This is a genomic window from Chimaeribacter arupi, assembly GCF_002858805.1.
Classification (GTDB): domain Bacteria; phylum Pseudomonadota; class Gammaproteobacteria; order Enterobacterales; family Enterobacteriaceae; genus Chimaeribacter; species Chimaeribacter arupi.
In genome coordinates this window covers 1-24,002 of the sequence record NZ_PJZI01000018.1, presented here as the reverse complement: position 1 = coordinate 24,002, position 24,002 = coordinate 1, and the positions used below count along the sequence as shown (strand labels likewise).

Genomic DNA, 24,002 nt, shown 5'->3' with positions numbered 1-24,002 from the left:
TTATTTTTTCAGCAAGTTATTAACAGAAGAGGAAAATTAACCCTACAGAAGTTACGTTCTGTTAACGTGAGCCGGCTGCCCTGGCGCGACAGAGCGCACGTTAATCCCTTCCCGCCGCCCCCGATTTTCAGCTATGGTAGAACCCTGTGCAGCTTAATGATTTGAAAGGTGAAATATGCTCTATCTGTTCTATTGCGAAGATCATCCTGACACGCTGGCCAAACGCCAGGTTGCCCGGCCGGAACATCTGGCACGTTTACAGGCCTTGCATGATGCCGGGCGCCTGATTGTTGCCGGGCCGCATCCGGCCATCGACAGCAACGATCCGGGCGAGGCCGGGTTCAGCGGTTCCACGATTATTGCGGAATTTGATTCGCTGTCTGACGCGCAGGCCTGGGCCGATGCCGAGCCTTATCTTGCCGCCGGGATTTATAAGTCAGTGGTGGTGAAGCCGTTCCGCCGCACCTTTTAAGCAGGCGGGCCTGTTTCACGCAGCCTGGCCCTGAAAGCAAAACAGTCCCGTCAGGGACTGTTGTTTTCTCAGTAGTTCACCGCATTAAGCACCATGCGACGCAGCAGCTGATGGTGGTTTACCGCACGGATCCGGTAGATGTGCCGGTAGCGACGCGATTGCGCCTCCAGCCAACGGCTGCGGCGGCGTTGCTGTTGACGCAGCATCCGCCAGCGTCCCACTTCATTTCTGGTGCGTTTCATGACAATAATTTCTCAGTTCTGGGGTGACAGGGGCATTATAGGGATTTCATTTTGTGATCCAAGTCTAAAAATGCTGCGCTAATTCCCTGCTTTTTCTCAGTCTTTTCCCGCAGCCCCCGGCATACGCGGCGTGACGCCCACCGTGCCCGGAGGTCTGATCACTTTGCGCCGCTTTATGTGGGACAAAAGGTTTCACCTTTCGTTAACTCTGCGTAAACTCAATAAAACGGCTTGCGAACAGGATTTTTCGCCCTTATGACAACATTTTATACAGTGATCAGTTGGCTGATGGTATTTGGCTATTGGTTACTGATTGCCGGGATCACCCTGCGGATTTTGATGAAACGCCGGGCAGTGCCGTCGGCCATGGCCTGGCTGCTGATTATCTACATCCTGCCGCTGGTAGGGATTGTGGCGTATCTCTCCTTCGGGGAGCTGCACCTGGGGAAACGCCGCGCAGAACGGGCCAAGGCGATGTGGCCCGCCACGGCCCGCTGGCTGAGTGAACTGAAACAATCCAAGGATATTTTTGCCACGGAGCACAGTGAAGTGGCCCTGCCGCTGTTTCAGCTGTGCGAGCGCCGCCAGGGCGTGCCGGGGGTGAAAGGCAACCAGTTACAGCTGCTGACCACCTGTGATGACACCCTGAAATCGCTGATCCGCGACATTGAACTGGCGCGCCATAATATTGAGATGGTGTTTTACATCTGGCAGCCGGGCGGACTGGTGGATCAGGTAGCGGAATCGCTGATGGCGGCGGCCCGCCGCGGCATCCATTGCCGGTTGATGCTCGACTCGGCCGGCAGCCTGCAATTTTTCCGCAGCCCCTACCCGGCCATGATGCGCAATGCCGGCATCGAAGTAGTGGAAGCGCTGAAAGTGAACCTGTTCCGTGTGTTCCTGCGCCGCATGGACCTGCGCCAGCACCGTAAAGTGGTGTTGATCGATAACTATGTGGCTTACACCGGCAGCATGAATATGGTGGACCCGCGCTACTTCAAGCAGGATTCAGGCGTCGGACAGTGGATTGACCTGATGGCACGCATGGAGGGGCCGGTCGCCACAACGATGGGCATCGTCTACTCCTGTGACTGGGAGATCGAAACCGGCAAGCGTATTCTGCCGCCGGAGCCGGAATCGACCATTATGCCGTTTGAGCAGGAGAGCGGGCACACTATCCAGGTGATCGCCTCCGGCCCCGGTTTCCCTGAGGAGATGATCCATCAGGCGCTGCTGACGGCAGCCTATTCCGCACGTGAACAGCTGATCATGACCACGCCCTATTTCGTGCCGAGTGACGATTTGCTGCATGCCATCTGTACCGCCGCCCAGCGCGGGGTGGAAGTCAGCATCATTGTGCCGCGCAAGAATGACTCCATGCTGGTGGATTGGGCCAGCCGGGCCTTCTTCAATGAGTTACTGGAAGCGGGCGTCAATATCTATCAGTTTGAGGGCGGGCTGCTGCACACCAAGAGCGTGCTGGTGGATGGCCAGCTGAGCCTGGTGGGCACCGTCAACCTGGATATGCGCAGTTTGTGGCTTAACTTTGAGATTACGCTGGTCATCGATGATGATGGTTTTGGGGCCGATCTGGCCAGGGTGCAGGAAGATTACATCGCGCGCTCGACCCTGTTAAATGGCAAAAAATGGCTGAACCGGCCACTGTGGCACCGGATCGTTGAGCGGTTGTTTTACTTTTTCAGCCCGCTGCTGTAAAAAACGGGGCGCCGGCCAGGCAGGCCGGCGTGCCGCCAGAATAATGGCCGGCAGAGAGAAAAAGGTTTTAAAAAGGAGTGCGGCGGCTCATGCTATGCTGCACGTTCCCCCACTTTGTTAATGGGATTCTCTATGGATCTGAATAACCGCCTGACGGAAGATGAAACGCTGGAACAGGCCTACGATATTTTTCTGGAGCTGGCGACCGAGAACCTGGATCCTGCGGATGTGCTGCTGTTCAATCTTCAGTTCGAAGAACGCGGTGGCGCAGAGCTGTACGACCCGGCTGAAGACTGGAACGAACATGTTGATCTCGATCTGAACCCGGACTTTTTTGCCGAGGTGGTGATTGGCCTGGCCGATGCCGATGGTGAGCCGATCAATGATGTGTTCGCCCGCGTATTGATCTGCCGCGAAAAAGATCACAAGTTCTGCCACATCCTCTGGAAAGAGTAACGGCCCTGGCTCCGTGCGGCAGGCGTCAGCCTGCCCCCTGCGGATGTTCCTGGCTGTTTGCGGTTGCCTGAGCTTTCTCCTGGCGGCTGCGCTTATTTCTGTTTCCCCTTGCCGTTGTTGCCTCAACCCTTGCTGTTGCCTCAACCCTTGCTGTTGCCTTAACCCTCGCTGTGCTGACGTTTCCGCTGTGACCTGACGGCCCGTATGCCCTCACCCTCTGCGCCTGCCCGTTCCACCCTGTAAGACATTGCGATGCTGAGTTTGTCACAGTTGCCGGAGAGTATGACGGGGGTCTATACAGTATGTTGTAACTATAAGAGGCGTGACGTCCCCTGACAAGCGTATTCACGGCTAAACGGGCCGGAGGGTGAAGCCGGAAGACGCAGGACATAAAAAAAACACCGCGCAACCGGCGCGGTGTCTGAGCTGCACGGCAACACAAGATGTTATAACGGGTCAACTTTCAGGCAGGAAACCGCGTGGCGGAAACTGCCTTCCAGCAGCGGCCGGGTCTGCGCGCATTCCGGCCCGGCAATCGGGCAACGGGTACGGAAGACACACCCCGAAGGCGGGTTAATCGGTGACGGCAAATCCCCTTCCAGCAATTGGACAACCTTCAGTTTCTCTTTGTCCGGGTCAGGGATCGGCACTGCCGACATCAATGCGCGGGTATAAGGATGCTGTGGGTTATGGTACACCTCATCATAAGTGCCCAGCTCCACCGCATGCCCCAGGTACATTACCAGCACCCGGTCAGAAATGTGTTTCACCACGGCCAGATCGTGGGCGATAAAGATTAACGACAGCCCCATCTCCCGTTGCAGTTTCTGCAACAGGTTGACCACCTGCGCCTGGATAGAAACATCCAGTGCCGAAACCGGCTCATCACAAATGATCAGTTTCGGCTCCAGGATCAGCGCGCGTGCAATGCCGATGCGCTGGCACTGGCCGCCTGAGAACTCATGGGGATAGCGGTTAACCAGGTTTGGCAGCAGCCCTACCTTCATCATCATCGCTTTGACTTTGTCTTTGACCTCGGCGCGCGGCATGTTGGGGTAATAAGTCCGCAGCGGCTCGGCGATAATTTCACCGATGGTCATCCGCGGGTTCAGTGAGGCCAGCGGGTCCTGGAAGATCATCTGAATATCGCTGCGGGTTTCACGCCATTGGGCCTCGTTCATGCCGAGCAAATCTTTCCCCAGCCAGGCGACCCGCCCGCTGGTGGCTTTCACCAGGCCAATAATGGCCCGGGCAAACGTCGATTTACCACAGCCGGACTCCCCCACCACGCCCAGGGTCTCCCCTTCGAACAGCCGCAGGGTCACGCCGTCTACCGCTTTCAGGGTTTTGGGCGGTTGCCAGAACCACTGTTTGCCGTCTTTGATGTCGAAATGCACTTTCAGATCGGCCACTTCAAGCAACACTTTCTTTTCAGCGATGCTGTTCATACCAACTCCTCCACCGGCTTGAAGCAGGCGCGCAGGCGCCCATCACCAAAGCGTTCCAACGGCGGCGCGTTAGAACAGATCTCCATCGCATAGGGGCAACGCGGCTGGAAAGGACAGCCTTTCGGCAGACGCAGCAGGTTGGGCGGGTTGCCGGGAATGGTCATCAGGGTTTCGCCTTCTGCATCCAGGCGCGGCACCGCATTCAGCAGGCCAATAGAGTACGGGTGCGTCGGTTGATAGAACACATCCCGCGCGTTGCCGTACTCCATGGTGCGCCCGGCATACATCACCAGCACTTTGTCACAGATACCGGCCACAACGCCCAGATCGTGGGTAATCATGATAATGGCGGTGTTGAATTCGCGTTTCAGCTCGTTCAGCAGCGTCATGATCTGCGCCTGAACTGTTACGTCAAGTGCGGTGGTCGGCTCATCGGCAATCAGCAGTTTGGGCTGGCAGAGCAGCGCCATGGCGATCATCACCCGCTGGCGCATCCCACCGGAAAACTCATGCGGGTACATGGTCATACGCTTGCGCGCTTCCGGCATTTTCACCGCATCCAGCATCCGTACCGACTCATCAAACGCCTCGCGGCGGCTCATCTTTTTATGCAGCTGCAATACTTCCATCAGCTGTTCGCCGACCCGCATGTAGGGGTTCAGTGAGGTCATTGGATCCTGGAAGATCATGGCGATCTCTTCGGCGCGCAGTTTGTTGAGCTGTGCTTCCGGCAGGTTCAGGATCTCCCGCCCGTTCAGTTTTGCCGAACCGCCGATCCGGCCGTTACCGGCCAGCAGGCCCATCAGGGCAAACGCCGTCTGGGATTTGCCGGAGCCGGATTCCCCGACAATGCCCAGCGTTTCACCGGCCCGCAGGTCGAAGTTAAGATCGTTAACCGCCGTGACGTCACCGTCCGGTGTGCTGAAGGTCACGCGCAGGTCTTTGACATCCAGCAGGCTTGCCGCCGGATTATTGACAGTAATGGTGCTCATGATTGCACTCCTTAACGATCTTTCGGGTCGAGGGCATCACGCAGGCCATCGCCGATAAAGTTAAAACAAAACAGAGTGACAACCAGGAAACCTGCCGGGAACAGCAGCAACCAGGGTGAAACTTCCATGGAGTTGGCACCGTCGCTTAACAGTGCCCCCCAACTGCTCAGCGGCTCCTGCGTGCCCAGCCCCAGGAAGCTCAGGAAGGACTCAAACAGGATCATGCTCGGCACCAGCAAGGAGGCATACACCACCACCACGCCCAGCACGTTCGGGACAATATGGCGCAGCACGATATTGCGGGTAGAGACCCCACCCACCAGCGCCGCTTCGATGAACTCTTTGCGTCTCAGGCTCAGGGTCTGGCCGCGCACAATACGTGCCATATCCAGCCATGACACCATGCCAATCGCCACAAAGATCAGCAGGATGTTCTGACCAAAAAAGGTCACCAGCAGGATGACGAAGAACATAAACGGGAAGGAGTTCAGGATCTCCAGCAGGCGCATCATCACGGAGTCGGTTTTGCCGCCGAGGTAACCGGAAAGTGAGCCGTACAGCGTCCCGACGATCACGGCCACCAGCGCGGCTGCCACCCCAACCATCAGGGAGATGCGGCCGCCAATCGCCACCCGCACCAGCAGGTCACGCCCGGAGGAGTCCGTGCCGAAATAGTGGCCGGAGGCCATATCCGGCGCAGCGGACATCATGTTCCAGTCGGTGTCATCATAGGTAAAGGCCGCGAACAGCGGGGCCAGCGCCACGAACAGCGCAATCAGGCAGAGCACGATAAGGCTGGTGACCGCGGCACGGTTATGCATAAAACGACGGCGGGCGTCCTGCCACAGGCTGCGCCCTTCCACTTCCAGCTTTTCACTGAAACTTTCCAGAGCGTCGCTGTTTTTCTTACTGACAATCATGAGCGTGCTCCAGCGTTAATAACGGATTTTCGGATCGATAACGGCATACAGCACGTCAACAATCGCGTTGAACAGAATCGTCAGCCCGCCCACCAGGATGGTCAGGCTCAGCACCAGGGAGTAGTCACGGTTCAGGGCGCCGTTCACAAACAACTGGCCGATACCCGGCAGGCCGTAAATGGTTTCAATCACCATTGACCCGGTGATGATGCCGACAAAGGCCGGGCCCATGTAGGACATCACCGGCAACAGCGCCGGCTTCAGCGCGTGGCGCAGGATGATGCGGCGCATCGGCAGCCCTTTGGCACGGGCGGTGCGGATGAAGTTGGAGTGCAGCACCTCAATCATTGACCCGCGGGTGATGCGCGCGATACTGGCGATATACGCCAGGGATAACGCCACCATCGGCAGGATGATGAATCTGGGTGCCCCGCCGTTCCAGCCCCCGCCCGGCAGCCATTTCAGCGTGATGGCGAAGATAAGCACCAGCAACGGCGCCACCACAAAGCTCGGGATAACCACGCCGGTCATCGCGAACCCCATCACGGTATAATCCCATTTGGTGTTCTGGTTCAGCGCGGCAATGACACCGGCCGTGACCCCCAGCACCACCGCCAGCACAAAGGCGGCCAGCCCCAGTTTGGCGGATACCGGGAAGGACGCCGCCACCAGGTCATTCACCGTGTAGTCTTTGTATTTAAAGGACGGGCCGAAGTCGCCTTTGGCCAGTTGCTCCAGGTAATTGAAATACTGTTTGTACATCGGATCATTGAGGTGATATTTCGCCTCAATATTAGCCATCACCTCGGGCGGAAGATTACGCTCACCGGTAAACGGGCTGCCCGGCGCAAGACGCATCATAAAGAACGAGATGGTGATCAGAATAAAAAGTGTCGGAATGGCTTCCAGACAGCGACGGAAAATAAACTTTAACATTGCCCATACCTGTTCTTAAGCCGCAAAAACGGCTTTATAACGACAGCTCACTCTCTTCATTATGATAAGCGGGCAGGCTCAGGGCCTGCCCGTCGCACTCAGTGTGTCACTCAGTGTTTAATAATGTAGAGGTCTTTAACGTAGACGTTGTCCTGCGGGTCTTTACCGGTATAGCCACCGACGTAAGGTTTCACCAGACGTGCGTTAACATAGTAGTAGACCGGGACGAGCACGGAGTCTTTATCCAGTTGTGCTTCCGCTTTCTGGTAAAGGTCGGCGCGCTCGCTGTCCGTTTTCACCGTCATGGTATCTGCGATCAGCTTATCAAATACTTCACTTTTATAATGGGCAGTATTGTTGCTGCTGTCGGAGAGTAACATGTTCAGGAACGAGGTCGGCTCGTTGTAATCAGAACACCAGCCGGCACGTGCCACATCAAACGTCCCCTGATGACGGGTATCCAGGAAGGTTTTCCATTCCTGGTTCTCCAGCTTCACGTTGACGCCCAGGTTTTTCTTCCAGATGGACGAGGCGGCAATCGCCAGCTTTTTGTGCAGGTCAGAGGTGTTGTACAGCAGGTCAAAGCTCAGCGGTTTGCCTGGGCCGTAGCCCGCTTCTGCCAGCAGTTTTTTGGCTTCTTCGTTGCGTTTTTCCTGCGTCCAGGTGAACCACTCCGGCTTGGTCAGCTTGCCTTCCGTGCCGTCAGTGTACGGCGGGGTAAAGCCGTAGGCCGGCAGATCGCCCTGGTTTTTCACTTTATTGACGATGATGTCACGATCCAGGCCCAGTTTCAGCGCGGTACGGACACGCACGTCATTGAACGGGGCTTTCTGGTTATTGATTTCGTAATAGTAGGTGCAGAGATACGGGTCAACATGCACCTCGTTCGGGATCTCTTTCTTCAGTTTCTGGAACAGCTCAATCGGCATGTTGTTGTAGGTCATGTCGATTTCACCGCTGCGGTAGCGGTTAACGTCGGTGACTTCCGAGGAGATCGGCAGGTAGGTGACCTGATTGATCACCGTATGGGCGTTATCCCAGTATTGCGGGTTGCGCTCCAGCACGATGCGCTCGTTGACCGTCCAGGTTTTCAGCTTGTAAGCGCCGTTGCTGACGTAGTTTTCCGGCTGCGTCCATTTGTCGCCAAACTTCTCCACGGCCTTTTTATTGACCGGTTTCATCGAGGTATGGGAAAGCATTTTAACGAAATACGGCACCGGCTGGGTCAGGGTGACTTCCAGGGTGTGGTCATCAATGGCTTTCACGCCCAGCGTATCCGGGCTTTTTTTGCCGGTGATGATGTCATCAATATTGGCAATGTGACCATATTGCAGGTAGCTCTCATACGGTGAAGCGGTTTTCGGATCGGCCAGGCGCTGCCAGCTGAACACGAAATCTTCTGCCGTCACCGGCTCGCCGTTCGACCATTTGGCGTCTTTACGCAGGTGGAACGTCCAGACTTTGAAGTCTTTGTTATCCCAGCTTTCTGCCACACCCGGCGTGACGCTGCCGTCTTTGACTGAGGTGTTGACCAGCCCTTCCTGCAAATCACGGATGACGTTGGATTCCGGCACCCCTTCCACTTTATGCGGGTCAAGGGATTGCACTTCCGACCCGTTGTTACGTACCAGCTCCTGTTTCGCTGCCAGCTGGACGCCTGCCGGCACCTCAGCCGCAAACGCGCTGCTGATGCCCATCGCTGCCATGACCGCGACGGCCAGCCCTGTTTTTTTCGTGATGTTGGTCATTCTCTTTTTAACTCCACTTTTTATTATGAACCCGCCGCCAAACGGCAGGATTGCTCCGCGAACGGAGTGTGACTGCGGATGGGCCGGAACGGAGGCCGCACCGCAGTGGCTCACTTTGTACCGCCCTGAGTAAGGGCACTACCCCTGATTCTTATGACAGGAAGCCCGGTTCAGGGCTGGATCCGGTAGTAATTCTTCAAATCCGTCAGGTCCTGCGGGTCTTTGCCGGTAAAACCGCCCACCGTGGGTTTCACCAGCCGGGCGCTGACGCGGTAATAGACCGGCACCACCGCGGAATCGCTGTCCAGCTGATTCTCTGCCTGCTGGTACAGGGCATGGCGGGCTGCGTCATCCGGTGCGGTCAGTGACTGCGCCATCAGGCGGTCAAACGCCGCACTTTTATAGAACATGGTGTTATTGCTGCTGGTCGAGATCGCCATGCTGAGGAAACTTGACGGCTCGTTGTAATCGGCGCACCAGGTCGCGCGGGCAATGTCATAGTTACCCTGGCGGCGCGTTTCCAGCATGGTTTTCCACTCCTGGTTCTGCAGGGTGACCTGCGCGCCCAGGTTTTTCGTCCACATTGAGGCGGCAGCAATCGCCTGTTGTTTGTTTTGATCAGACGTGTTGTAAAGCAGCGCGACTTTCAGCGGGTTCTGGGCAGTGAACCCGGCCTCCGCCAGTAATTTGCGCCCTTCGGCATTGCGCTGCTGCTGGCTCCAGCCGGCCCAGGCAGGCGCGGTAAACCCGGCACCTGCGGTGTAAGGCGGCGTCAGGCCATAGGCCGGGATCTGCCCCTGCCCCATGATTTTTTCCGTGATGATCTGGCGGTCCAGCCCCATTTTCAGCGCGGTACGCACACGCGCATCATTCAATGGTGGGCGGCGGTTATTCAGCTCATAGTAAAAGGTGCACAGCAGCGGGCTGACATGCAGCTGGGTCGTCAGCTCTTTTTTCACCATCGGGAATAAGGTGGGGGGAATCGCACTGCTGGTGATGTCGGTATCGCCGCTGCGGTAACGGTTAACGTCGCTCACTTCCGAGGAGATCGGCAGGAAGGTCGCGTGTTCAATCACCGTCTTACCGTTGTTCCAGTAGGTGGGGCTGCGCTCAAGTTCAATGCGCTCATTCACCACCCACTTTTTCAGGCGGAAGGCCCCATTGCCGACGTAATTCTCCGGCTGGGTCCAGCGTTCGCCATACTTTTCAATCACTGACCGCTTGACCGGCTTAAGGGATGTATTCGCCAGCAGTGAGACGAAATAAGGCACCGGCGCACTTAACGTCACCTGCAGCGTTGTTGCATCCAGTGCCTTGACGCCCAATGTATCCGGCGCTTTTTTACCGGCCAGAATGTCGTCGATATTGTCGACTTTGCCGAATTGCAGGTAACTGCCGTAAGGTGAGGCTGTTTTTGGGTCGACCAGGCGCTGCCAGCTATAGACGAAGTCTTCAGCCGTGACCGGCGTACCGTCACTCCAGCGGCTGTTTTGACGCAGATGGAATGTCCAGACCCGGTAACCGCTGTTTTCCCAGCGCTCTGCCACACCCGGCACAATGTGGCCGTTGGCGTCCGTCTCAACCAGGCCTTCAAGGAGGTTGAGAATAATATTCGATTCAGGCACACCCTCTATTTTTTGCGGATCCAGGGAAGAGACTTCTGAGCCATTATTAATCACGATGCTCTGCTGTTTAGCCAGCGCCACAGATGCCGGGACGTCGGCAGCAAACAACATGGGAACAGGTAAAGTACCGGCCAACGCGGCAAACATGGCTGCACGGGCAGGGTTAAACAATAATGAGATCACTGCCACACTCTCCTCCCTCTGTTTTAATTAGATCACATAAGACGTGTTAACTAGCAAATTTCAGGCCTGCCTGTTTGAATTGGCTGAATGAAACTGCCATTGCCCAAAAGAGACTGCTGTTGTCCGAAAAGGTCTGCACACAAGGTGGGTTCGAAAAATTATCAGAAGCGAAAATGTTGTGCCAATCTAATTTACAGAAATGTTAAGCATTTCTCTTTTAACAAAAGGCACCCAGACCGGAAAGGACTGGAAACAAACCGCCAAATCTAAATAAATCAACTAAATACAATAACTTACACTATGACCAGGAAATCTTCCTGACCCAGGCTTCTGTGATAATCAAAAAACCAAAAACAAAGCGTTAACAACACTGACGCCTGAAGAATAAACCGCTGTGCAAGTCCGAATTAACACTAATATCATCTCACCACGTGCTTCACAAGCCCTGCAGAATGATGTGACTAAATTAACATCAGTGAGAAAAATGACATTTTTATGACAGCTTTAAACACAGGAAAAGTATCAGAAAGGAGGCCATGAACACCGTTGGATCATTCATGCCGTTTTAATGCGCCATGATGGTGCAACCGCTGTTTTACTCAGCAAATAGTGCACTGATAAAAGGCAGGAAAGAATAAGGGAGGCTGCCTGTCAGCCCGTAAAGCGTGTTCACGAACTAACAGGGACAAGCGAAAAGAAAAGGCGTGTGCGGAAATAATGTTACAGCAGTCCGGGGAAAATTGTTTTGATACCGGTAACAATAAATTCGATACCTAGTGCCATCAATAATAATCCCATAATCCGTGTCACCACGTTGATGCCGGTCTGCCCCAGCAGCCGCACCACTAGGGGAGCCGCCCGGAACAACAGCCAACAGCAGAAAGAGAAGAAGGCGATAGCTAGTGTCAGCCCGAGCAGGTTCTGCCAGCTATGGTAACGGGAGCTCCAGACAATAGTGGAGCTGATTGCGCCCGGCCCTGCCATTAACGGCAACGCCAGCGGCACCACCCCAACACTTTCGCGGATCGCTGACTCCGATTTTTCCTGCTTGTTTTGCTTGTCTTCGCCCAGCTTCCCGCTGATCATTGACATCGCAATGGTCACGACCAGTATGCCGCCGGCAATCCTGAAGGAATCAATGGAAATGCCGAAAAGATGCAGAATCGCATCCCCCAGGAACAGCGAGGTACACAGAATAATGGCCACTGACAAATTCGCCGTCAGGTTGGTTTTATTTCTGCCGGCTGCCGCCTGGTAGCTGGTCATACTGATAAATACCGGCAGGATGCCGATCGGGTTAACCAGCGCAAAAAGGCCGACAAAAAATTTAATGTATCCTGACAAATCCAGTAGTGTCTGGCTCACGCAGAACTCCGTCAACAGGCCATAAAGGTGACATTTTGAAGGCCGCTAATGTAATGGAATTACCCGATATAATCCATCCTCATAAGCAGGATTTAATAGCGATATTAGAAGTAGTTATAAGATAAAACACTCCCCTCTGGCGAAGCTTTTTCTGTAATCTTTTATTTTTTACAAGAAATAAAAAACATTTCTTATCTATGAGAGTTTTTCTCATTTTATCTGTTGCTGAAAGGTGTCAGCTTGGGGTTTTCTTGATCCAGATCAAGAAAACCTGTGCAGGGAAGAGTACCATGAGCACATATTAAGAAATCACGAGATCCTGTCCAACTTCATCATTAGCGGCCATTTTCCTCATTACGCCGCACTGCAGCATGCTGACAAGCTCTTTCAGTAAATAAGCGATAATTGTACATCCCCAGGGAATCGGGTAACGCCCCAAGCGAATATGTCCCCCAGGACTATACTTGATGCGGTGCTGACAGCTCATTTACTAAAAGAGTTTAACCTTATCAGGAGAGCATTATGGCTGTAACGAATGTTGCTGAACTTAACGCACTTGTGGCCCGTGTCAAAGAAGCCCAGCGCGAGTATGCCAACTTTACTCAGGAGCAAGTCGACAAGATCTTCCGTGCCGCTGCCCTGGCTGCCGCCGATGCCCGTATTCCCTTAGCCAAAATGGCTGTTGCAGAATCCGGCATGGGTATTGTGGAAGATAAAGTCATCAAAAACCACTTTGCTTCTGAATATATTTACAACGCCTATAAAGATGAAAAAACCTGTGGGGTTTTGTCAGAAGATGACACCTTCGGGACTATCACCATCGCTGAACCTATTGGCCTGATTTGCGGTATCGTTCCTACCACCAACCCAACTTCTACTGCGATTTTCAAGGCGCTGATTAGCCTGAAAACCCGTAACGGCATCATCTTTTCCCCGCACCCACGTGCTAAAAACGCCACCAACAAGGCCGCAGACATTGTCCTGCAGGCCGCCATTGCCGCTGGGGCGCCAAAAGACATTATCGGCTGGATTGATGAGCCGTCCGTTGAGCTTTCCAATCAACTGATGCATCACCCGGACCTGAACCTGATTCTGGCGACCGGTGGCCCGGGTATGGTGAAAGCCGCCTATAGCTCCGGTAAACCGGCTATCGGTGTAGGGGCCGGTAACACCCCGGTAGTCGTGGATGAAACGGCAGATATCAAACGTGTTGTCGCGTCTATCCTGATGTCCAAAACCTTCGATAACGGCGTTATCTGTGCGTCTGAACAGTCCGTCATCGTTGTAGACGCTGTGTATGACGCTGTCCGCGAACGTTTTGCCAGCCACGGCGGCTATCTGCTGCGCGGCCAGGAGCTGAAAGCCGTTCAGGATATTATCCTGAAAAATGGTGGCCTGAACGCAGCAATTGTTGGCCAGCCGGCGCATAAAATCGCTGAAATGGCCGGTATCCGTGTGCCGGCTTCCACCAAAGTGCTGATTGGTGAAGTAACGCTGGTGGATGAGTCTGAGCCTTTCGCTCATGAAAAACTCTCCCCCACCCTGGCGATGTACCGTGCCACTGACTTCCATGATGCGGTCAGCAAGGCAGAAAAACTGGTGGCGATGGGTGGTATCGGCCACACCTCCTGCCTCTACACAGACCAGGACAACCAGCCGGAACGCGTAAATTACTTCGGCGACAAGATGAAGACGGCCCGTATCCTGATTAACACCCCGGCGTCACAGGGTGGGATCGGTGACCTGTACAACTTCAAACTGGCTCCTTCTCTGACTCTGGGCTGCGGCTCCTGGGGCGGTAACTCAATTTCTGAGAACGTAGGGCCTAAACACCTGATCAACAAGAAAACCGTTGCGAAACGAGCAGAAAATATGTTGTGGCATAAACTTCCGAAATCCATCTACTTCCGTCGTGGCTCACTGCCGATTGCACTGGAAGAGGTGGCAACTGATGGCGCTAAACGTGCCTTTATCGTCACTGACCGTTTCCTGTTCAACAATGGTTATGCCGACCAGGTCACCAGCGTACTGAAATCGCACGGTATCGAAACCGAGGTGTTCTTTGAAGTAGAGGCTGATCCAACCCTGAGCATTGTGCGTAAAGGGGCGGAGCTGATGAACTCCTTTAAACCAGACGTCATTATCGCGCTGGGTGGTGGTTCGCCGATGGATGCAGCCAAAATTATGTGGGTCATGTACGAGCATCCGGAAACCCATTTCGAAGAACTGGCGCTGCGCTTTATGGATATCCGTAAACGCATCTACAAATTCCCGAAAATGGGCGTCAAAGCAAAAATGGTGGCCATTACCACCACCTCAGGTACCGGCTCTGAAGTTACGCCGTTTGCCGTGGTGACCGATGACGCAACCGGCCAGAAATACCCGCTGGCAGACTATGCCCTGACCCCGGATATGGCGATTGTTGACGCCAACCTGGTGATGAACATGCCGAAGTCGCTGTGTGCCTTTGGCGGTTTGGATGCAGTGACCCATGCGCTGGAAGCCTATGTGTCTGTGCTGGCGAATGAGTATTCTGACGGCCAGGCGCTGCAAGCCCTGAAACTGCTGAAAGAGAACCTGCCGCAAAGCTACCGTGACGGGGCGAAAAACCCGGTTGCCCGCGAACGTGTACATAACGCGGCGACTATCGCAGGGATCGCCTTTGCGAACGCCTTCCTGGGGGTCTGCCACTCTATCGCCCACAAACTGGGTTCAGAGTTCCACATTCCTCACGGTCTGGCGAATGCGATGCTGATCTCCAACGTCATCCGCTATAACGCGAATGATAACCCGACCAAGCAAACAGCCTTCAGCCAGTATGACCGTCCGCAGGCGCGTCGTCGTTATGCTGAAATCGCTGACCACCTTGGCCTGAGTGCACCCGGCGATCGCACTGCACAAAAAATCGAGAAACTGCTTAACTGGCTGGATGAGATCAAAACCGACCTGGGTATTCCGACCTCTATCCGCGAAGCCGGCGTACAGGAAGCTGATTTCCTGGCAAAAGTGGACAAGCTGTCTGAAGATGCCTTTGACGACCAGTGTACTGGGGCTAACCCACGTTACCCGCTGATTGCTGAGCTGAAACAGATCCTGCTGGACACTTACTACGGCCGCAAATTTACTGAGGAAGAGAAGGCTACAGCGGTTGAAGCCGTTGAACCGGTTGCCGTGACTGAGTCAGTAAAAGCGGATAAAAAAGCGAAAAAATAAGGCCTGCCTGCTGTGCCTCTCCTTAAAAGAGGCACAGTGTGAGAACCCTCCCCCTGCGGGAAGATAATTTCACACTGGCCACAAAAAACCCGCCGTCAGGCGGGTTTTTTTATGCGTCGATGCACAGCAGACTATTTACGGGGTATCTTCACCGGTACCGGACAACGCATCCCGATAGTGTTTGCGGCACACTGAAACATAACGCTCATTGCCGCCAATGACCACTTGTTCGCCTGCATGCATCGGGCGGCCGTTCTGGTCCAGGCGCAGCACGCGGTTGGCTTTACGGCCACAATGACAAATTGTCTTTAGTTCTACCAGTTTATCTGCCCAGGCCAGCAGATATTGACTGCCGATGAACAACTCCCCGAGAAAATCTGTTCTGAGCCCATAACATAAAACCGGAATATCCAGGTGATCGACCACGTCGCAGAGCTGGCTCACCTGGCTTTTTGTCAGGAACTGGCTTTCATCTAATAAAACACAATGTACCGGTTGCTGAACGTGTTCCTGGGTAATCATGGCCTGCAGATCGGTTTCCGCATTATAGAGCTGCGCCTGAGAGGAGAGTCCAATACGGGAACTGACCTTGCCGACCCCAAAGCGTCGGTCAATTTCAGCGGTGAACACCAGGGTACGCATACCGCGTTCCTGATAGTTATAGGATGATTGCAGCAAGGCCGTAGATTTTCCGGCATTCATCGCAGAATAATAAAAATAGAGTTGAGCCATTGCTCTCGCGTTCCCTATCACACCAAATTAAATTTGCGTGGAGTGTAACATAGCACCGGGGGCAGATCCTCTGCCTGTTCCCCCGCCCTGCACCGCCTGCTGTGTTGCGACGCCGGTTAGCCCGCTAATTTATGCCGGTGTGACAAAATGAATAAGAAGGCAGCATGTTGGCGACTTCTCCTCCAGACATCTTACGATTTTCTTACAAAATAGCGTAAATAGTGGCTGGTTTATGGAAACAGGAATAATAAAACTGTTTTTCATAATCAAAAAAGACGCGAGGCGACAGTAAATTCAAATACATGTAGGCACGCTATTTACCTGTTCTCTTTTTTATCTCCCTTTGGTTTATAGGCTATTTTTAACGGGAAAAATAATCGCCTTATACTATAACTGCCTGAAGCGCGGCATATTGGCTGTTGCAGAATTTAAACCCGCACTCTATTATTACGGCGAATACCCCATATGATAATTAGAGAGTAGGACAATGAGCGAAGCTTTGAAAATTCTGAACAACATCCGCACTTTGCGGGCGCAGGCAAGAGAGTGCTCTCTTGAAACGCTTGAAGAGATGCTGGAAAAATTGGATGTTGTTGTTAATGAACGCCGGGAAGAAGAACAACATGTTGCTGCGGAAACAGAAGAACGTACCCGCAAACTGCAACAGTACCGTGAGATGTTAATTGCTGACGGTATTGATCCAAACGAGTTAATGCAAACCCTGGCGGCGGCTAAGCCGGCAGGTAAAGCCAAGCGTGCTGCACGCCCGGCTAAATACCAATATCAGGATGAAAACGGTGAAACCCGTACCTGGACAGGCCAGGGGCGTACTCCGGCTGTGATCAAAAAAGCAATTGATGAAGAAGGTAAATCGCTGGACGATTTCCTGCTGTAATTGCTCTATTGCTATTGCACGTCACCTGCTTAAAACAATACTCCCGCCGGGGAGTATTTTTATATACATTTATTTTACATTCTACCTACAAAAATAAAACAATGAACCCTTACCCATAAAAAAGGGATGCCAACGCATCCCTTTTTAAACTGTTCACGTTTTATTGCTGGTAAAAGTCACGATACCAATCAACAAAGCGTTGAATACCGTCTGTCACGCTGGTCTCTGGCTTAAAACCAATCGCCTCATAGAGCGCGGTGGTATCAGCGCTGGTTTCAAGCACGTCACCCGGCTGCATAGGCAGCAGGTTTTTCTTTGCTTCAATGCCCAACGCAGTTTCCAGCGCTTCAATGTAAGCCATCAGTTTCACCGGTTGGCTGTTACCGATATTGTACACCCGGTAAGGCGCCGAACTGGTGGCGGCAGAGCCCTGCTCCACCGTCCAGCGGGTGTCCGGCTGCGGAATGACCTCTTGTAACCGGACAATGGCTTCGGCGATATCATCGATGTAGGTGAAATCACGGCGCATCTCGCCACGGTTATAGACGTCAATCGCCTCTCCGGCCAGCATGGCCTTAGTAAACTTAAACAGTGCCATATCCGGCCGGCCCCAGGGGCCGTACACGGTAAAGAAGCGCAACCCGGTGGTCGGCAGACTATAGAGGTGCGAATAAGTATGTGACATCAGCTCATTCGCTTTCTTGGTCGCCGCATACAACGACACCGGGTGATCAACCGAATCTTCGGTAGAGAAAGGCATTTTCTGGTTCAGGCCATAGACTGAACTGGAGGAGGCATAAAGCAGGTGTTCCACCTTGTTATGCCTGCACCCTTCCAGCACATTCAGATGCCCAATCAGGTTAGCATCAGCATACGCCAGCGGATTCTCCAGCGAATAGCGAACCCCGGCCTGCGCACCCAAATGGATGACGCGCTGGAACTGATGTGCGGCAAACAGCTCAGCCATGCCCTCGCGGTCAGCCAGGTCCATTTTGATAAAGGTGAAACCCGGCTGCTCCAGCCTGGCCAGGCGTGCCCGCTTAAGATTGACATCATAATAGTCATTCAGGTTATCAATCCCGACCACCTGATGGCCGGCGGCCAGCAGTCGTTCCGTGACATGATAACCGATAAAACCGGCCGCACCTGTTACCAGAAAATTCATACCTACCTCTTAATCATGCACTTGCACCGATGCGCCGCGGCCGATTCCATAATAGGTGAAACCACGCTTCGCCAGACGCTCCGGATCGAAAAGGTTACGGCCATCAAAAATGACCGGCTGCTTCAGCGACGCCTTGATGACATCAAAGTCCGGCGCGCGGAAGTTCTGCCATTCGGTACAAATTACCAGTGCATCAGCGCCTTGCAAAGCAGCTTCTTTGGTGCCCATCAGTTTCAGGGAGTCACGGTGACCATAAATGCGCTGGGTTTCGTCCATCGCTTCCGGGTCAAATGCCTGTACCTGCGCACCGGCTTCCCACAGGGTTTCCATCAGCACACGGCTGGAGGCTTCACGCATATCGTCGGTGTTTGGCTTGAAGGAGAGGCCCCACAGCGCGAAGGTTTTGCCTTTCAGGTTGTCACCGAACTCACGTTTGATGAACTGGGTCAGCTTATATTTCTGCTGATAGTTCACGTGCTCAACAGCTTGCAGCAGCTTCGGCTGGTAACCGATCTGTTCGGAGGTACGGATCAGGGCCTGCACATCTTTCGGGAAGCAGGAACCGCCGTAGCCGCAGCCCGGATAGATGAAGTGGTAACCGATACGGGAATCAGAACCGATGCCCTGACGCACTTTTTCGATATCCGCACCCAGGATTTCAGCCAGGTTAGCGATTTCGTTCATGAAGCTGATCTTGGTGGCCAGCATACAGTTGGCCGCATATTTGGTCAGCTCAGCACTGCGCACATCCATCAGGATCATACGGTCGTGATTGCGGTTGAACGGCTCATAGAGCTCACGGATCGGCTCAATGGCTTCCGGGTTGTCCGTACCGATAACAATACGTTCCGGACGCATACAGTCAGCCACTGCGGCGCCTTCTTTCAGGAATTCCGGGTTGGAAACCACATCATAGGCGATCTCTGCGCCACGCTGTTTCAGCGTCTCTGCCATCACGGCGCGCACTTTGTCAGCAGTACCGACCGGTACGGTAGATTTGTCGATCACGACTTTGCGATCGGTCATGTGCTGCGCGATGGTACGCGCCACGGCCGTCACGTATTTCAGGTCGGCAGAGCCGTCTTCATCCGGCGGGGTGCCTACCGCGATGAACTGCATCACACCATGCGCCACGCCCTGCTCTGCGTTCGTGGTGAACTGCAGGCGGCCGGCTTCATAGTTTTGCTGGACCAGCGGGGTCAGGCCCGGTTCATAAATCGGGATGATGCCTTTTTTCAGGTTCTCGACCTTACGCTCATCCACATCTACACAGAGTACATCATGGCCAACTTCAGCTAGGACGGCAGCTTGCACCAAACCGACATAACCAATACCAAAAACTGTTACTTTCATTGGAAAATCCTAGTTTTTAAAATTGAAAAGAAAAAGGGTGTTACGCGTGCCCGGCAGTGCGTTCGTCCTGTTGCTTGACGAAATCGGCTACCCAGTCACTGAATGCTTTACCCAACCCCTGGTGACGCATGCCATATTCAACAAAAGCCTGCATATAGCCCATCTTGTTGCCGCAATCATGGCTCACGCCCTGGAGGTGATAGGCCTCAACAGTTTCGTTATCCATCAGCATGGCGATGGCGTCCGTCAGCTGGATCTCGTCACCGGCACCCGGCTCCGTTTTTTCCAGTAACGGCCAGATGTCAGCGGAGAGGACATAACGCCCTACCACGGCCAGATTGGACGGCGCAGTCCCGGCGGCAGGTTTTTCCACCATGCCGACCATCGGCGCGCTTTCACCCGCGGACAGCTCACGGCCTTCGCAATCTGCCACGCCATAGTTGGAGACGTCGCTTTCCGGCACCGGCTCAACCAGGATCTGGCTGCGGCCGCTCTGCTCAAAACGCGCCATCATCTCTGCAAGGTTTTCTTTGGTCAGATCGGCGGAGTATTCATCGAGGATCACATCCGGCAGTACCACGGCAACCGGCTCGTTGCCCACCAGCGGTTTGGCGCAGAGGATGGCATGGCCGAGGCCCTTGGCCTCACCCTGACGCACCTGCATGATGGTGACATGTTTCGGGCAGATCGCCTGCACTTCTTCAAGCAACTGGCGCTTGACGCGTTTTTCCAGCATGGCTTCCAGTTCGAAACTGGTATCGAAGTGGTTCTCGATGGAGTTTTTAGAGGAGTGGGTCACCAGGATGATTTCCTGGATGCCTGCGGCGATGCATTCGTTGACCACATACTGAATCAGCGGCTTATCCACCAGCGGCAACATCTCTTTAGGAATGGCTTTCGTTGCAGGCAGCATACGCGTCCCAAGCCCTGCAACAGGAATCACAGCCTTTTTTACTTTTCTATTTGATGCAGACATTGACTATCTCTCTCTTGCCCGTTCATTTAATGAACATTAGCGGGTTTACCCTAAATTAGCGTTTTCGAGTATACCACCTTCATTCCGTCGCGCTTATTTCATATGAGGGTTTGAGAAAAATTAAGATAATTACCTAATAGCCCTTATCTGCAATATATTGAACCCGGTTAAATAATGAATATAAAAAGGAAGCAACGCTCCCTTTTTTACAGATTAATCTGAGGAAAGCATTAAACGCAGCCGTCCCCCGGCACCCCATACCTGACACTGCCAGGCGGCGCAACGTTGTGAAATCTGGTTTGAATAGGTCGCCCCCAGCGTGCCTAACGGCACCCCATTACTGAGTTGAATCTGATTTTCACCGGTGTTGACTGTGGCATGTAACCCCGCCGAGACCAATATTAAATTCTTATACTCAGCATGGTAATAACCCAGCAACAGAGGGAATTGCCCCTCCAGATGTGCCTGTTTTAATAACTGGTTAACCTGCTTTAAAATAGTGGACATCTGCGGCAAACGCTGGCGTTGATTGGTTAAATGGTCACGTAATAATCCATTGAATATTGCCCGCAGCAGCAGCGCGGCTAATACACCGTTTTCCCCGGCGCGTGTCACATCCAGGCAATAAAATGCCAGATCGTTTGGCGATAACGCGGCAACATCCAACACCAGCCCCGGGTGTTCTGCCATCGTCAGTTGCCGGTAGTTGATGCGGCAGTGCGCCAGCACCTGCTGTACCGGTGGCTGAAGCTGTTTCAGCAGCTTGGCCGCCTGCGCCGGGTCCTGGCAGAGCGCCGACCAATCCTGAATCAGGTCATTCCCCTCCATCGCCTGTGAGGTAAACAGGTTGGGATAGAGGCAGGCCAGCAGCGCTTCGCGCAGCCGGGTAAGATCGTTAAGCGGTTTCAACAGCACGTCTTCGACGCCCAGCCGCAATACTTTTGCCACATCGCTCATGTTGTCGGTTGCGGAAATCACCAGCACCGGAATTTTATTCCCCTGCAGGCGGAGGTTCTCGACAAACTCAATACCGTCCATCTCGGGCATCGCCAGATCACACAGGATCAAATCAGGCGACACCTCCTCTACAGCTGATAACGCTTCCAGGCCATTCTCCGCTTCGCTGGTGGTTGCCCCCAGCGTTTTCAGGTAGCCGACAAGCACCGAGCGAAAGACGGCCTCGTCCTCCACGATCAGGATATGCTTGCTTGTTAACGGTTTATCCATCTGGCCCCCTTGCTCACTCCTCTTTAATAGTGGCCTAAAAAGCGGTTTTTCGCATGTCTGAAAGTGGGGTTAGTGCACCAAACTGGTGAGAAACCCGCCTGCTGACTCACTTTTTTTACGAAACAAAGTTTTTTATCACCTAACCCACTCTGTGGCCTGACACAGTAAACAGCCGGATAATACGATCGTACCCAATGTTGACGTGCAGGTAAACGCTTGCACTGAGGACAGCCTGTCAGGCTGTCCTCAGTGCAAAAAACAGAACCTGCCGGTTGCATTGTCAGCCGGCGATATTGTTAGGTAACATAGTCCGCCTATGTGATTCAAGTGCGCCGGTGCGCCAAACTTATTGTTAAATCAGGAGTCATTGTGTCCCAGACCTGTCCTTGCGGCAGTGGCGTAACCTACAGCCTCTGTTGCCAGCCTTACCATAAGGGCACTGATATTGCCCCCACGCCGGTGGCCCTGATGCGCTCGCGCTATACTGCGTATGTCATGAATGATGTCGCTTACCTGCTGGCCAGCTGGCACCCGGATTGCCGGGCTGAACAGTGGCGCGAAAGCCTGGCCGAGAGTGCCGCCCAGACCCGGTGGCTGGGGCTGCGCATCATTGAGGAGGCTGCAGGCCGCGGGCCGGATGAAGGGTTCGTCGAGTTTGCCGCCCGCTTCAGTGAAGGCGACAACCCGCACGTGCATCTGCTGCATGAACGCTCACGCTTTCTTCGTGTAAATGAACGCTGGTACTATAGGGACGGCACCCACCTGCAAAGCGGCCGTAATGATGCCTGCCCTTGTGGTTCCGGTAAAAAATATAAGAAATGTTGCGGACAATAATTCCGAACATTCCGAAAACAGAGACATACTCACACCATCGCAACGCCTACAGGATTACCCCCGATGCAACATCAGCACGTACAACGAAAAATTCTGCGCACCATCTGCCCTGATGCCAAGGGCCTGATCGCCAAGATCACCAATATTTGTTACAAGCATGAGCTCAATATCGTGCAAAACAATGAGTATGTTGATCACCGTACCGGGCGGTTTTTTATGCGCACCGAGTTGGAAGGCATCTTCAACGACAATACCTTGCTGGCCGATCTGGACAGCGCCCTGCCTGAAGGCTCTGTGCGTGAGCTGCATGCCGCCGGCCGCCGCCGGATTGTGGTGCTGGTCACCAAAGAGGCCCACTGCCTGGGCGATCTGCTGATGAAGAGTGCTTATGGCGGCCTGGATGTGGAAATTGCGGCGGTCATTGGTAACCACACCACGTTGCAGACGCTGGTGGAGCGTTTTGATATTCCGTTCCACCTGGTGAGCCACGAAGGGCTGACACGCGAGCAGCATGACAGCCAGATGATTGCGCAGATTGACCAGTACCAGCCTGATTACGTGGTGCTGGCGAAATATATGCGTGTGCTGACCCCGCAGTTTGTGCAGCACTACCCGAATCAGGTGATCAATATCCACCATTCCTTCCTGCCGGCCTTTATCGGTGCGCGCCCTTACCATCAGGCGTATGAGCGTGGCGTGAAGATTATCGGGGCGACTGCGCACTATGTGAATGACAATCTGGATGAAGGCCCGATCATCATGCAGGATGTGATTCACGTGGATCATACTTACACGGCGGATGACATGATGCGTGCCGGCCGGGACGTAGAGAAGAATGTGCTGAGCCGGGCCCTGTACCGGGTGCTGGCCCAGCGCGTGTTTGTCTACGGTAACCGTACCATTATCTTGTAATCCGGCTGCCGGGCGGTGCAAAAGGTGAAGAATGCACCGTCCGGGGCAAAAAATCGGCAAACGGATCCTTTTCTGCATTTCAACACTTTACAGCGTGGATTCATTTGATATGATGCGCCCCGCTTACCGCGACAGCGCAAGCACGCAAGGCCAGTGGTGGGGTTCCCGAGCGGCCAAAGGGAGCAGACTGTAAATCTGCCGTCACAGACTTCGAAGGTTCGAATCCTTCCCCCACCACCATCCTTTCAGACAGCACGCACTTCCTGATAAACATCCCAGTAAAAAAAGAGTTGCCCATGCGGGGAAGGACGAGAACCTTCGACAAGGTTCGGCGAGCGAACGCGAGCAACGTTGCGCAGCAACGGCCCGGAGGGTGAGGAACGAAGTGACGAATAATCCTTCCCCCACCACCATTTTTCGATATCAGCGTGATATCAACCCTCAGAGCAGCCGGTTAGCCAGGCCGTTTTGAGCGAAGGAGACATCCTTCTACAATTCGCAAATCCACGAATTTCGTGGTGGGGTTCCCGAGCGGCCAAAGGGAGCAGACTGTAAATCTGCCGTCACAGACTTCGAAGGTTCGAATCCTTCC

General features: G+C 53.8%; 20 protein-coding genes, 2 tRNA genes and 1 other RNA gene. 10 read left to right on the top strand and 13 right to left on the bottom strand.

What is annotated here, in order from left to right; all coding sequences use genetic code 11:
• Positions 1 to 175: 175 nt before the first annotated feature.
• Entirely contained in the window at positions 176 to 472 is a 297-nt protein-coding gene (locus CYR52_RS11925) for a YciI family protein (protein WP_101828655.1), read from the top strand.
• A gap of 68 nt (positions 473 to 540) precedes the next feature.
• On the opposite strand, the gene CYR52_RS22415 is transcribed toward CYR52_RS11925, so the two are convergent.
• Positions 541 to 714, bottom strand: a complete 174-nt coding sequence (locus tag CYR52_RS22415) for a YciY family protein (protein WP_139300324.1) — start codon at positions 712 to 714, stop codon at positions 541 to 543.
• A gap of 255 nt (positions 715 to 969) precedes the next feature.
• Between CYR52_RS22415 and cls the strand changes: the two genes are divergently transcribed.
• Positions 970 to 2,430 carry a cardiolipin synthase gene (gene cls / locus CYR52_RS11920; RefSeq protein ID WP_072930770.1) on the top strand — a complete coding sequence of 487 codons (1,461 nt, stop codon included), beginning with the start codon at positions 970 to 972 and terminating at the stop codon, positions 2,428 to 2,430.
• A gap of 132 nt (positions 2,431 to 2,562) precedes the next feature.
• On the top strand, positions 2,563 to 2,886 hold the full coding sequence (locus CYR52_RS11915) for an HI1450 family dsDNA-mimic protein (RefSeq protein WP_072930772.1): 324 nt from the start codon (positions 2,563 to 2,565) through the stop codon (positions 2,884 to 2,886).
• Between the two features lie 446 nt (positions 2,887 to 3,332).
• On the opposite strand, the gene oppF is transcribed toward CYR52_RS11915, so the two are convergent.
• From oppF to CYR52_RS11880, 7 genes are all read right to left on the bottom strand, one after another.
• Positions 3,333 to 4,334, bottom strand: a complete 1,002-nt coding sequence (gene oppF, locus CYR52_RS11910; RefSeq protein ID WP_072930774.1) for a murein tripeptide/oligopeptide ABC transporter ATP binding protein OppF — start codon at positions 4,332 to 4,334, stop codon at positions 3,333 to 3,335.
• Positions 4,331 to 5,326: an ABC transporter ATP-binding protein gene (gene oppD, locus CYR52_RS11905; RefSeq protein ID WP_101828654.1), complete on the bottom strand. Its 996-nt coding sequence runs from the start codon at positions 5,324 to 5,326 to the stop codon at positions 4,331 to 4,333. The genes oppF and oppD overlap by 4 nt, the downstream gene beginning before the upstream one ends.
• A gap of 11 nt (positions 5,327 to 5,337) precedes the next feature.
• A complete protein-coding gene (gene oppC / locus CYR52_RS11900) occupies positions 5,338 to 6,246 on the bottom strand; it encodes an oligopeptide ABC transporter permease OppC (RefSeq protein ID WP_072930779.1) in 909 nt (302 codons plus the stop codon).
• 15 nt (positions 6,247 to 6,261) lie between these two features.
• The gene (gene oppB / locus CYR52_RS11895) at positions 6,262 to 7,182 is read right to left on the bottom strand and encodes an oligopeptide ABC transporter permease OppB (RefSeq protein WP_072930793.1); all 921 of its coding nucleotides are present in this window, start codon (positions 7,180 to 7,182) and stop codon (positions 6,262 to 6,264) included.
• Between the two features lie 110 nt (positions 7,183 to 7,292).
• A complete protein-coding gene (gene oppA / locus CYR52_RS11890) occupies positions 7,293 to 8,930 on the bottom strand; it encodes an oligopeptide ABC transporter substrate-binding protein OppA (RefSeq protein WP_072930795.1) in 1,638 nt (545 codons plus the stop codon).
• A gap of 170 nt (positions 8,931 to 9,100) precedes the next feature.
• Complete coding sequence (locus tag CYR52_RS11885; RefSeq protein WP_101828672.1) at positions 9,101 to 10,702, bottom strand: ABC transporter substrate-binding protein; 1,602 nt, start codon at positions 10,700 to 10,702, stop codon at positions 9,101 to 9,103.
• Positions 10,703 to 11,458: 756 nt separating this feature from the next.
• On the bottom strand, positions 11,459 to 12,103 hold the full coding sequence (locus CYR52_RS11880) for a YchE family NAAT transporter (protein ID WP_072930797.1): 645 nt from the start codon (positions 12,101 to 12,103) through the stop codon (positions 11,459 to 11,461).
• Positions 12,104 to 12,625: 522 nt separating this feature from the next.
• Between CYR52_RS11880 and adhE the strand changes: the two genes are divergently transcribed.
• The gene (adhE, locus tag CYR52_RS11875) at positions 12,626 to 15,316 is read left to right on the top strand and encodes a bifunctional acetaldehyde-CoA/alcohol dehydrogenase (RefSeq protein WP_101828653.1); all 2,691 of its coding nucleotides are present in this window, start codon (positions 12,626 to 12,628) and stop codon (positions 15,314 to 15,316) included.
• 135 nt (positions 15,317 to 15,451) lie between these two features.
• Here adhE and CYR52_RS11870 read toward each other — a convergent pair whose 3' ends face one another.
• Positions 15,452 to 16,048 carry a thymidine kinase gene (locus tag CYR52_RS11870; protein WP_072930801.1) on the bottom strand — a complete coding sequence of 199 codons (597 nt, stop codon included), beginning with the start codon at positions 16,046 to 16,048 and terminating at the stop codon, positions 15,452 to 15,454.
• A gap of 487 nt (positions 16,049 to 16,535) precedes the next feature.
• Here CYR52_RS11870 and hns point away from each other — a divergent pair, with 487 nt between their 5' ends.
• A complete protein-coding gene (hns, locus tag CYR52_RS11865) occupies positions 16,536 to 16,943 on the top strand; it encodes a histone-like nucleoid-structuring protein H-NS (protein ID WP_072930803.1) in 408 nt (135 codons plus the stop codon).
• Between the two features lie 160 nt (positions 16,944 to 17,103).
• Here the strand turns inward: hns and CYR52_RS11860 are convergent, their stop codons facing one another.
• The 4 genes from CYR52_RS11860 to rssB form a co-directional block, all read right to left on the bottom strand.
• Positions 17,104 to 18,108, bottom strand: coding sequence for an NAD-dependent epimerase (locus CYR52_RS11860; RefSeq protein ID WP_072930805.1), 1,005 nt, complete (start codon positions 18,106 to 18,108; stop codon positions 17,104 to 17,106).
• A gap of 9 nt (positions 18,109 to 18,117) precedes the next feature.
• The gene (locus CYR52_RS11855) at positions 18,118 to 19,461 is read right to left on the bottom strand and encodes a UDP-glucose dehydrogenase family protein (RefSeq protein ID WP_072930807.1); all 1,344 of its coding nucleotides are present in this window, start codon (positions 19,459 to 19,461) and stop codon (positions 18,118 to 18,120) included.
• Between the two features lie 40 nt (positions 19,462 to 19,501).
• Complete coding sequence (gene galU / locus CYR52_RS11850; protein WP_072930809.1) at positions 19,502 to 20,437, bottom strand: UTP--glucose-1-phosphate uridylyltransferase GalU; 936 nt, start codon at positions 20,435 to 20,437, stop codon at positions 19,502 to 19,504.
• A gap of 213 nt (positions 20,438 to 20,650) precedes the next feature.
• Positions 20,651 to 21,664 carry a two-component system response regulator RssB gene (gene rssB / locus CYR52_RS11845; protein WP_072930811.1) on the bottom strand — a complete coding sequence of 338 codons (1,014 nt, stop codon included), beginning with the start codon at positions 21,662 to 21,664 and terminating at the stop codon, positions 20,651 to 20,653.
• A gap of 369 nt (positions 21,665 to 22,033) precedes the next feature.
• Between rssB and CYR52_RS11840 the strand changes: the two genes are divergently transcribed.
• The 5 genes from CYR52_RS11840 to CYR52_RS22655 all read left to right on the top strand — a co-directional run bounded on the left by CYR52_RS11840 (position 22,034) and on the right by CYR52_RS22655 (position 24,002).
• Positions 22,034 to 22,498, top strand: a complete 465-nt coding sequence (locus tag CYR52_RS11840) for a YchJ family protein (RefSeq protein WP_072930822.1) — start codon at positions 22,034 to 22,036, stop codon at positions 22,496 to 22,498.
• Between the two features lie 63 nt (positions 22,499 to 22,561).
• Positions 22,562 to 23,410 (top strand): formyltetrahydrofolate deformylase, encoded by an 849-nt coding sequence (purU, locus tag CYR52_RS11835; RefSeq protein ID WP_072930824.1) that lies wholly within the window; start codon positions 22,562 to 22,564, stop codon positions 23,408 to 23,410.
• A gap of 155 nt (positions 23,411 to 23,565) precedes the next feature.
• Positions 23,566 to 23,650, top strand: a tRNA-Tyr gene (locus tag CYR52_RS11830).
• A gap of 47 nt (positions 23,651 to 23,697) precedes the next feature.
• Positions 23,698 to 23,823, top strand: a non-coding RNA gene (locus CYR52_RS11825) — RtT sRNA.
• Between the two features lie 112 nt (positions 23,824 to 23,935).
• Positions 23,936 to 24,002: transfer RNA gene (locus CYR52_RS22655), tRNA-Tyr, on the top strand.

Bases quoted from the DNA above. Each gene is read 5' to 3' on its own strand.
- CYR52_RS11925 (WP_101828655.1), top strand. From the start codon at position 176: ATGCTCTATCTGTTCTATTGCGAAGATCATCCTGACACGCTGGCCAAA.
- CYR52_RS22415 (WP_139300324.1), bottom strand. From the start codon at position 714: ATGAAACGCACCAGAAATGAAGTGGGACGCTGGCGGATGCTGCGTCAA.
- cls (WP_072930770.1), top strand. From the start codon at position 970: ATGACAACATTTTATACAGTGATCAGTTGGCTGATGGTATTTGGCTAT.
- CYR52_RS11915 (WP_072930772.1), top strand. From the start codon at position 2,563: ATGGATCTGAATAACCGCCTGACGGAAGATGAAACGCTGGAACAGGCC.
- oppF (WP_072930774.1), bottom strand. From the start codon at position 4,334: ATGAACAGCATCGCTGAAAAGAAAGTGTTGCTTGAAGTGGCCGATCTG.
- oppD (WP_101828654.1), bottom strand. From the start codon at position 5,326: ATGAGCACCATTACTGTCAATAATCCGGCGGCAAGCCTGCTGGATGTC.
- oppC (WP_072930779.1), bottom strand. From the start codon at position 6,246: ATGATTGTCAGTAAGAAAAACAGCGACGCTCTGGAAAGTTTCAGTGAA.
- oppB (WP_072930793.1), bottom strand. From the start codon at position 7,182: ATGTTAAAGTTTATTTTCCGTCGCTGTCTGGAAGCCATTCCGACACTT.
- oppA (WP_072930795.1), bottom strand. From the start codon at position 8,930: ATGACCAACATCACGAAAAAAACAGGGCTGGCCGTCGCGGTCATGGCA.
- CYR52_RS11885 (WP_101828672.1), bottom strand. From the start codon at position 10,702: ATGTTTGCCGCGTTGGCCGGTACTTTACCTGTTCCCATGTTGTTTGCT.
- adhE (WP_101828653.1), top strand. From the start codon at position 12,626: ATGGCTGTAACGAATGTTGCTGAACTTAACGCACTTGTGGCCCGTGTC.
- CYR52_RS11870 (WP_072930801.1), bottom strand. From the start codon at position 16,048: ATGGCTCAACTCTATTTTTATTATTCTGCGATGAATGCCGGAAAATCT.
- hns (WP_072930803.1), top strand. From the start codon at position 16,536: ATGAGCGAAGCTTTGAAAATTCTGAACAACATCCGCACTTTGCGGGCG.
- CYR52_RS11860 (WP_072930805.1), bottom strand. From the start codon at position 18,108: ATGAATTTTCTGGTAACAGGTGCGGCCGGTTTTATCGGTTATCATGTC.
- CYR52_RS11855 (WP_072930807.1), bottom strand. From the start codon at position 19,461: ATGAAAGTAACAGTTTTTGGTATTGGTTATGTCGGTTTGGTGCAAGCT.
- galU (WP_072930809.1), bottom strand. From the start codon at position 20,437: ATGTCTGCATCAAATAGAAAAGTAAAAAAGGCTGTGATTCCTGTTGCA.
- rssB (WP_072930811.1), bottom strand. From the start codon at position 21,664: ATGGATAAACCGTTAACAAGCAAGCATATCCTGATCGTGGAGGACGAG.
- purU (WP_072930824.1), top strand. From the start codon at position 22,562: ATGCAACATCAGCACGTACAACGAAAAATTCTGCGCACCATCTGCCCT.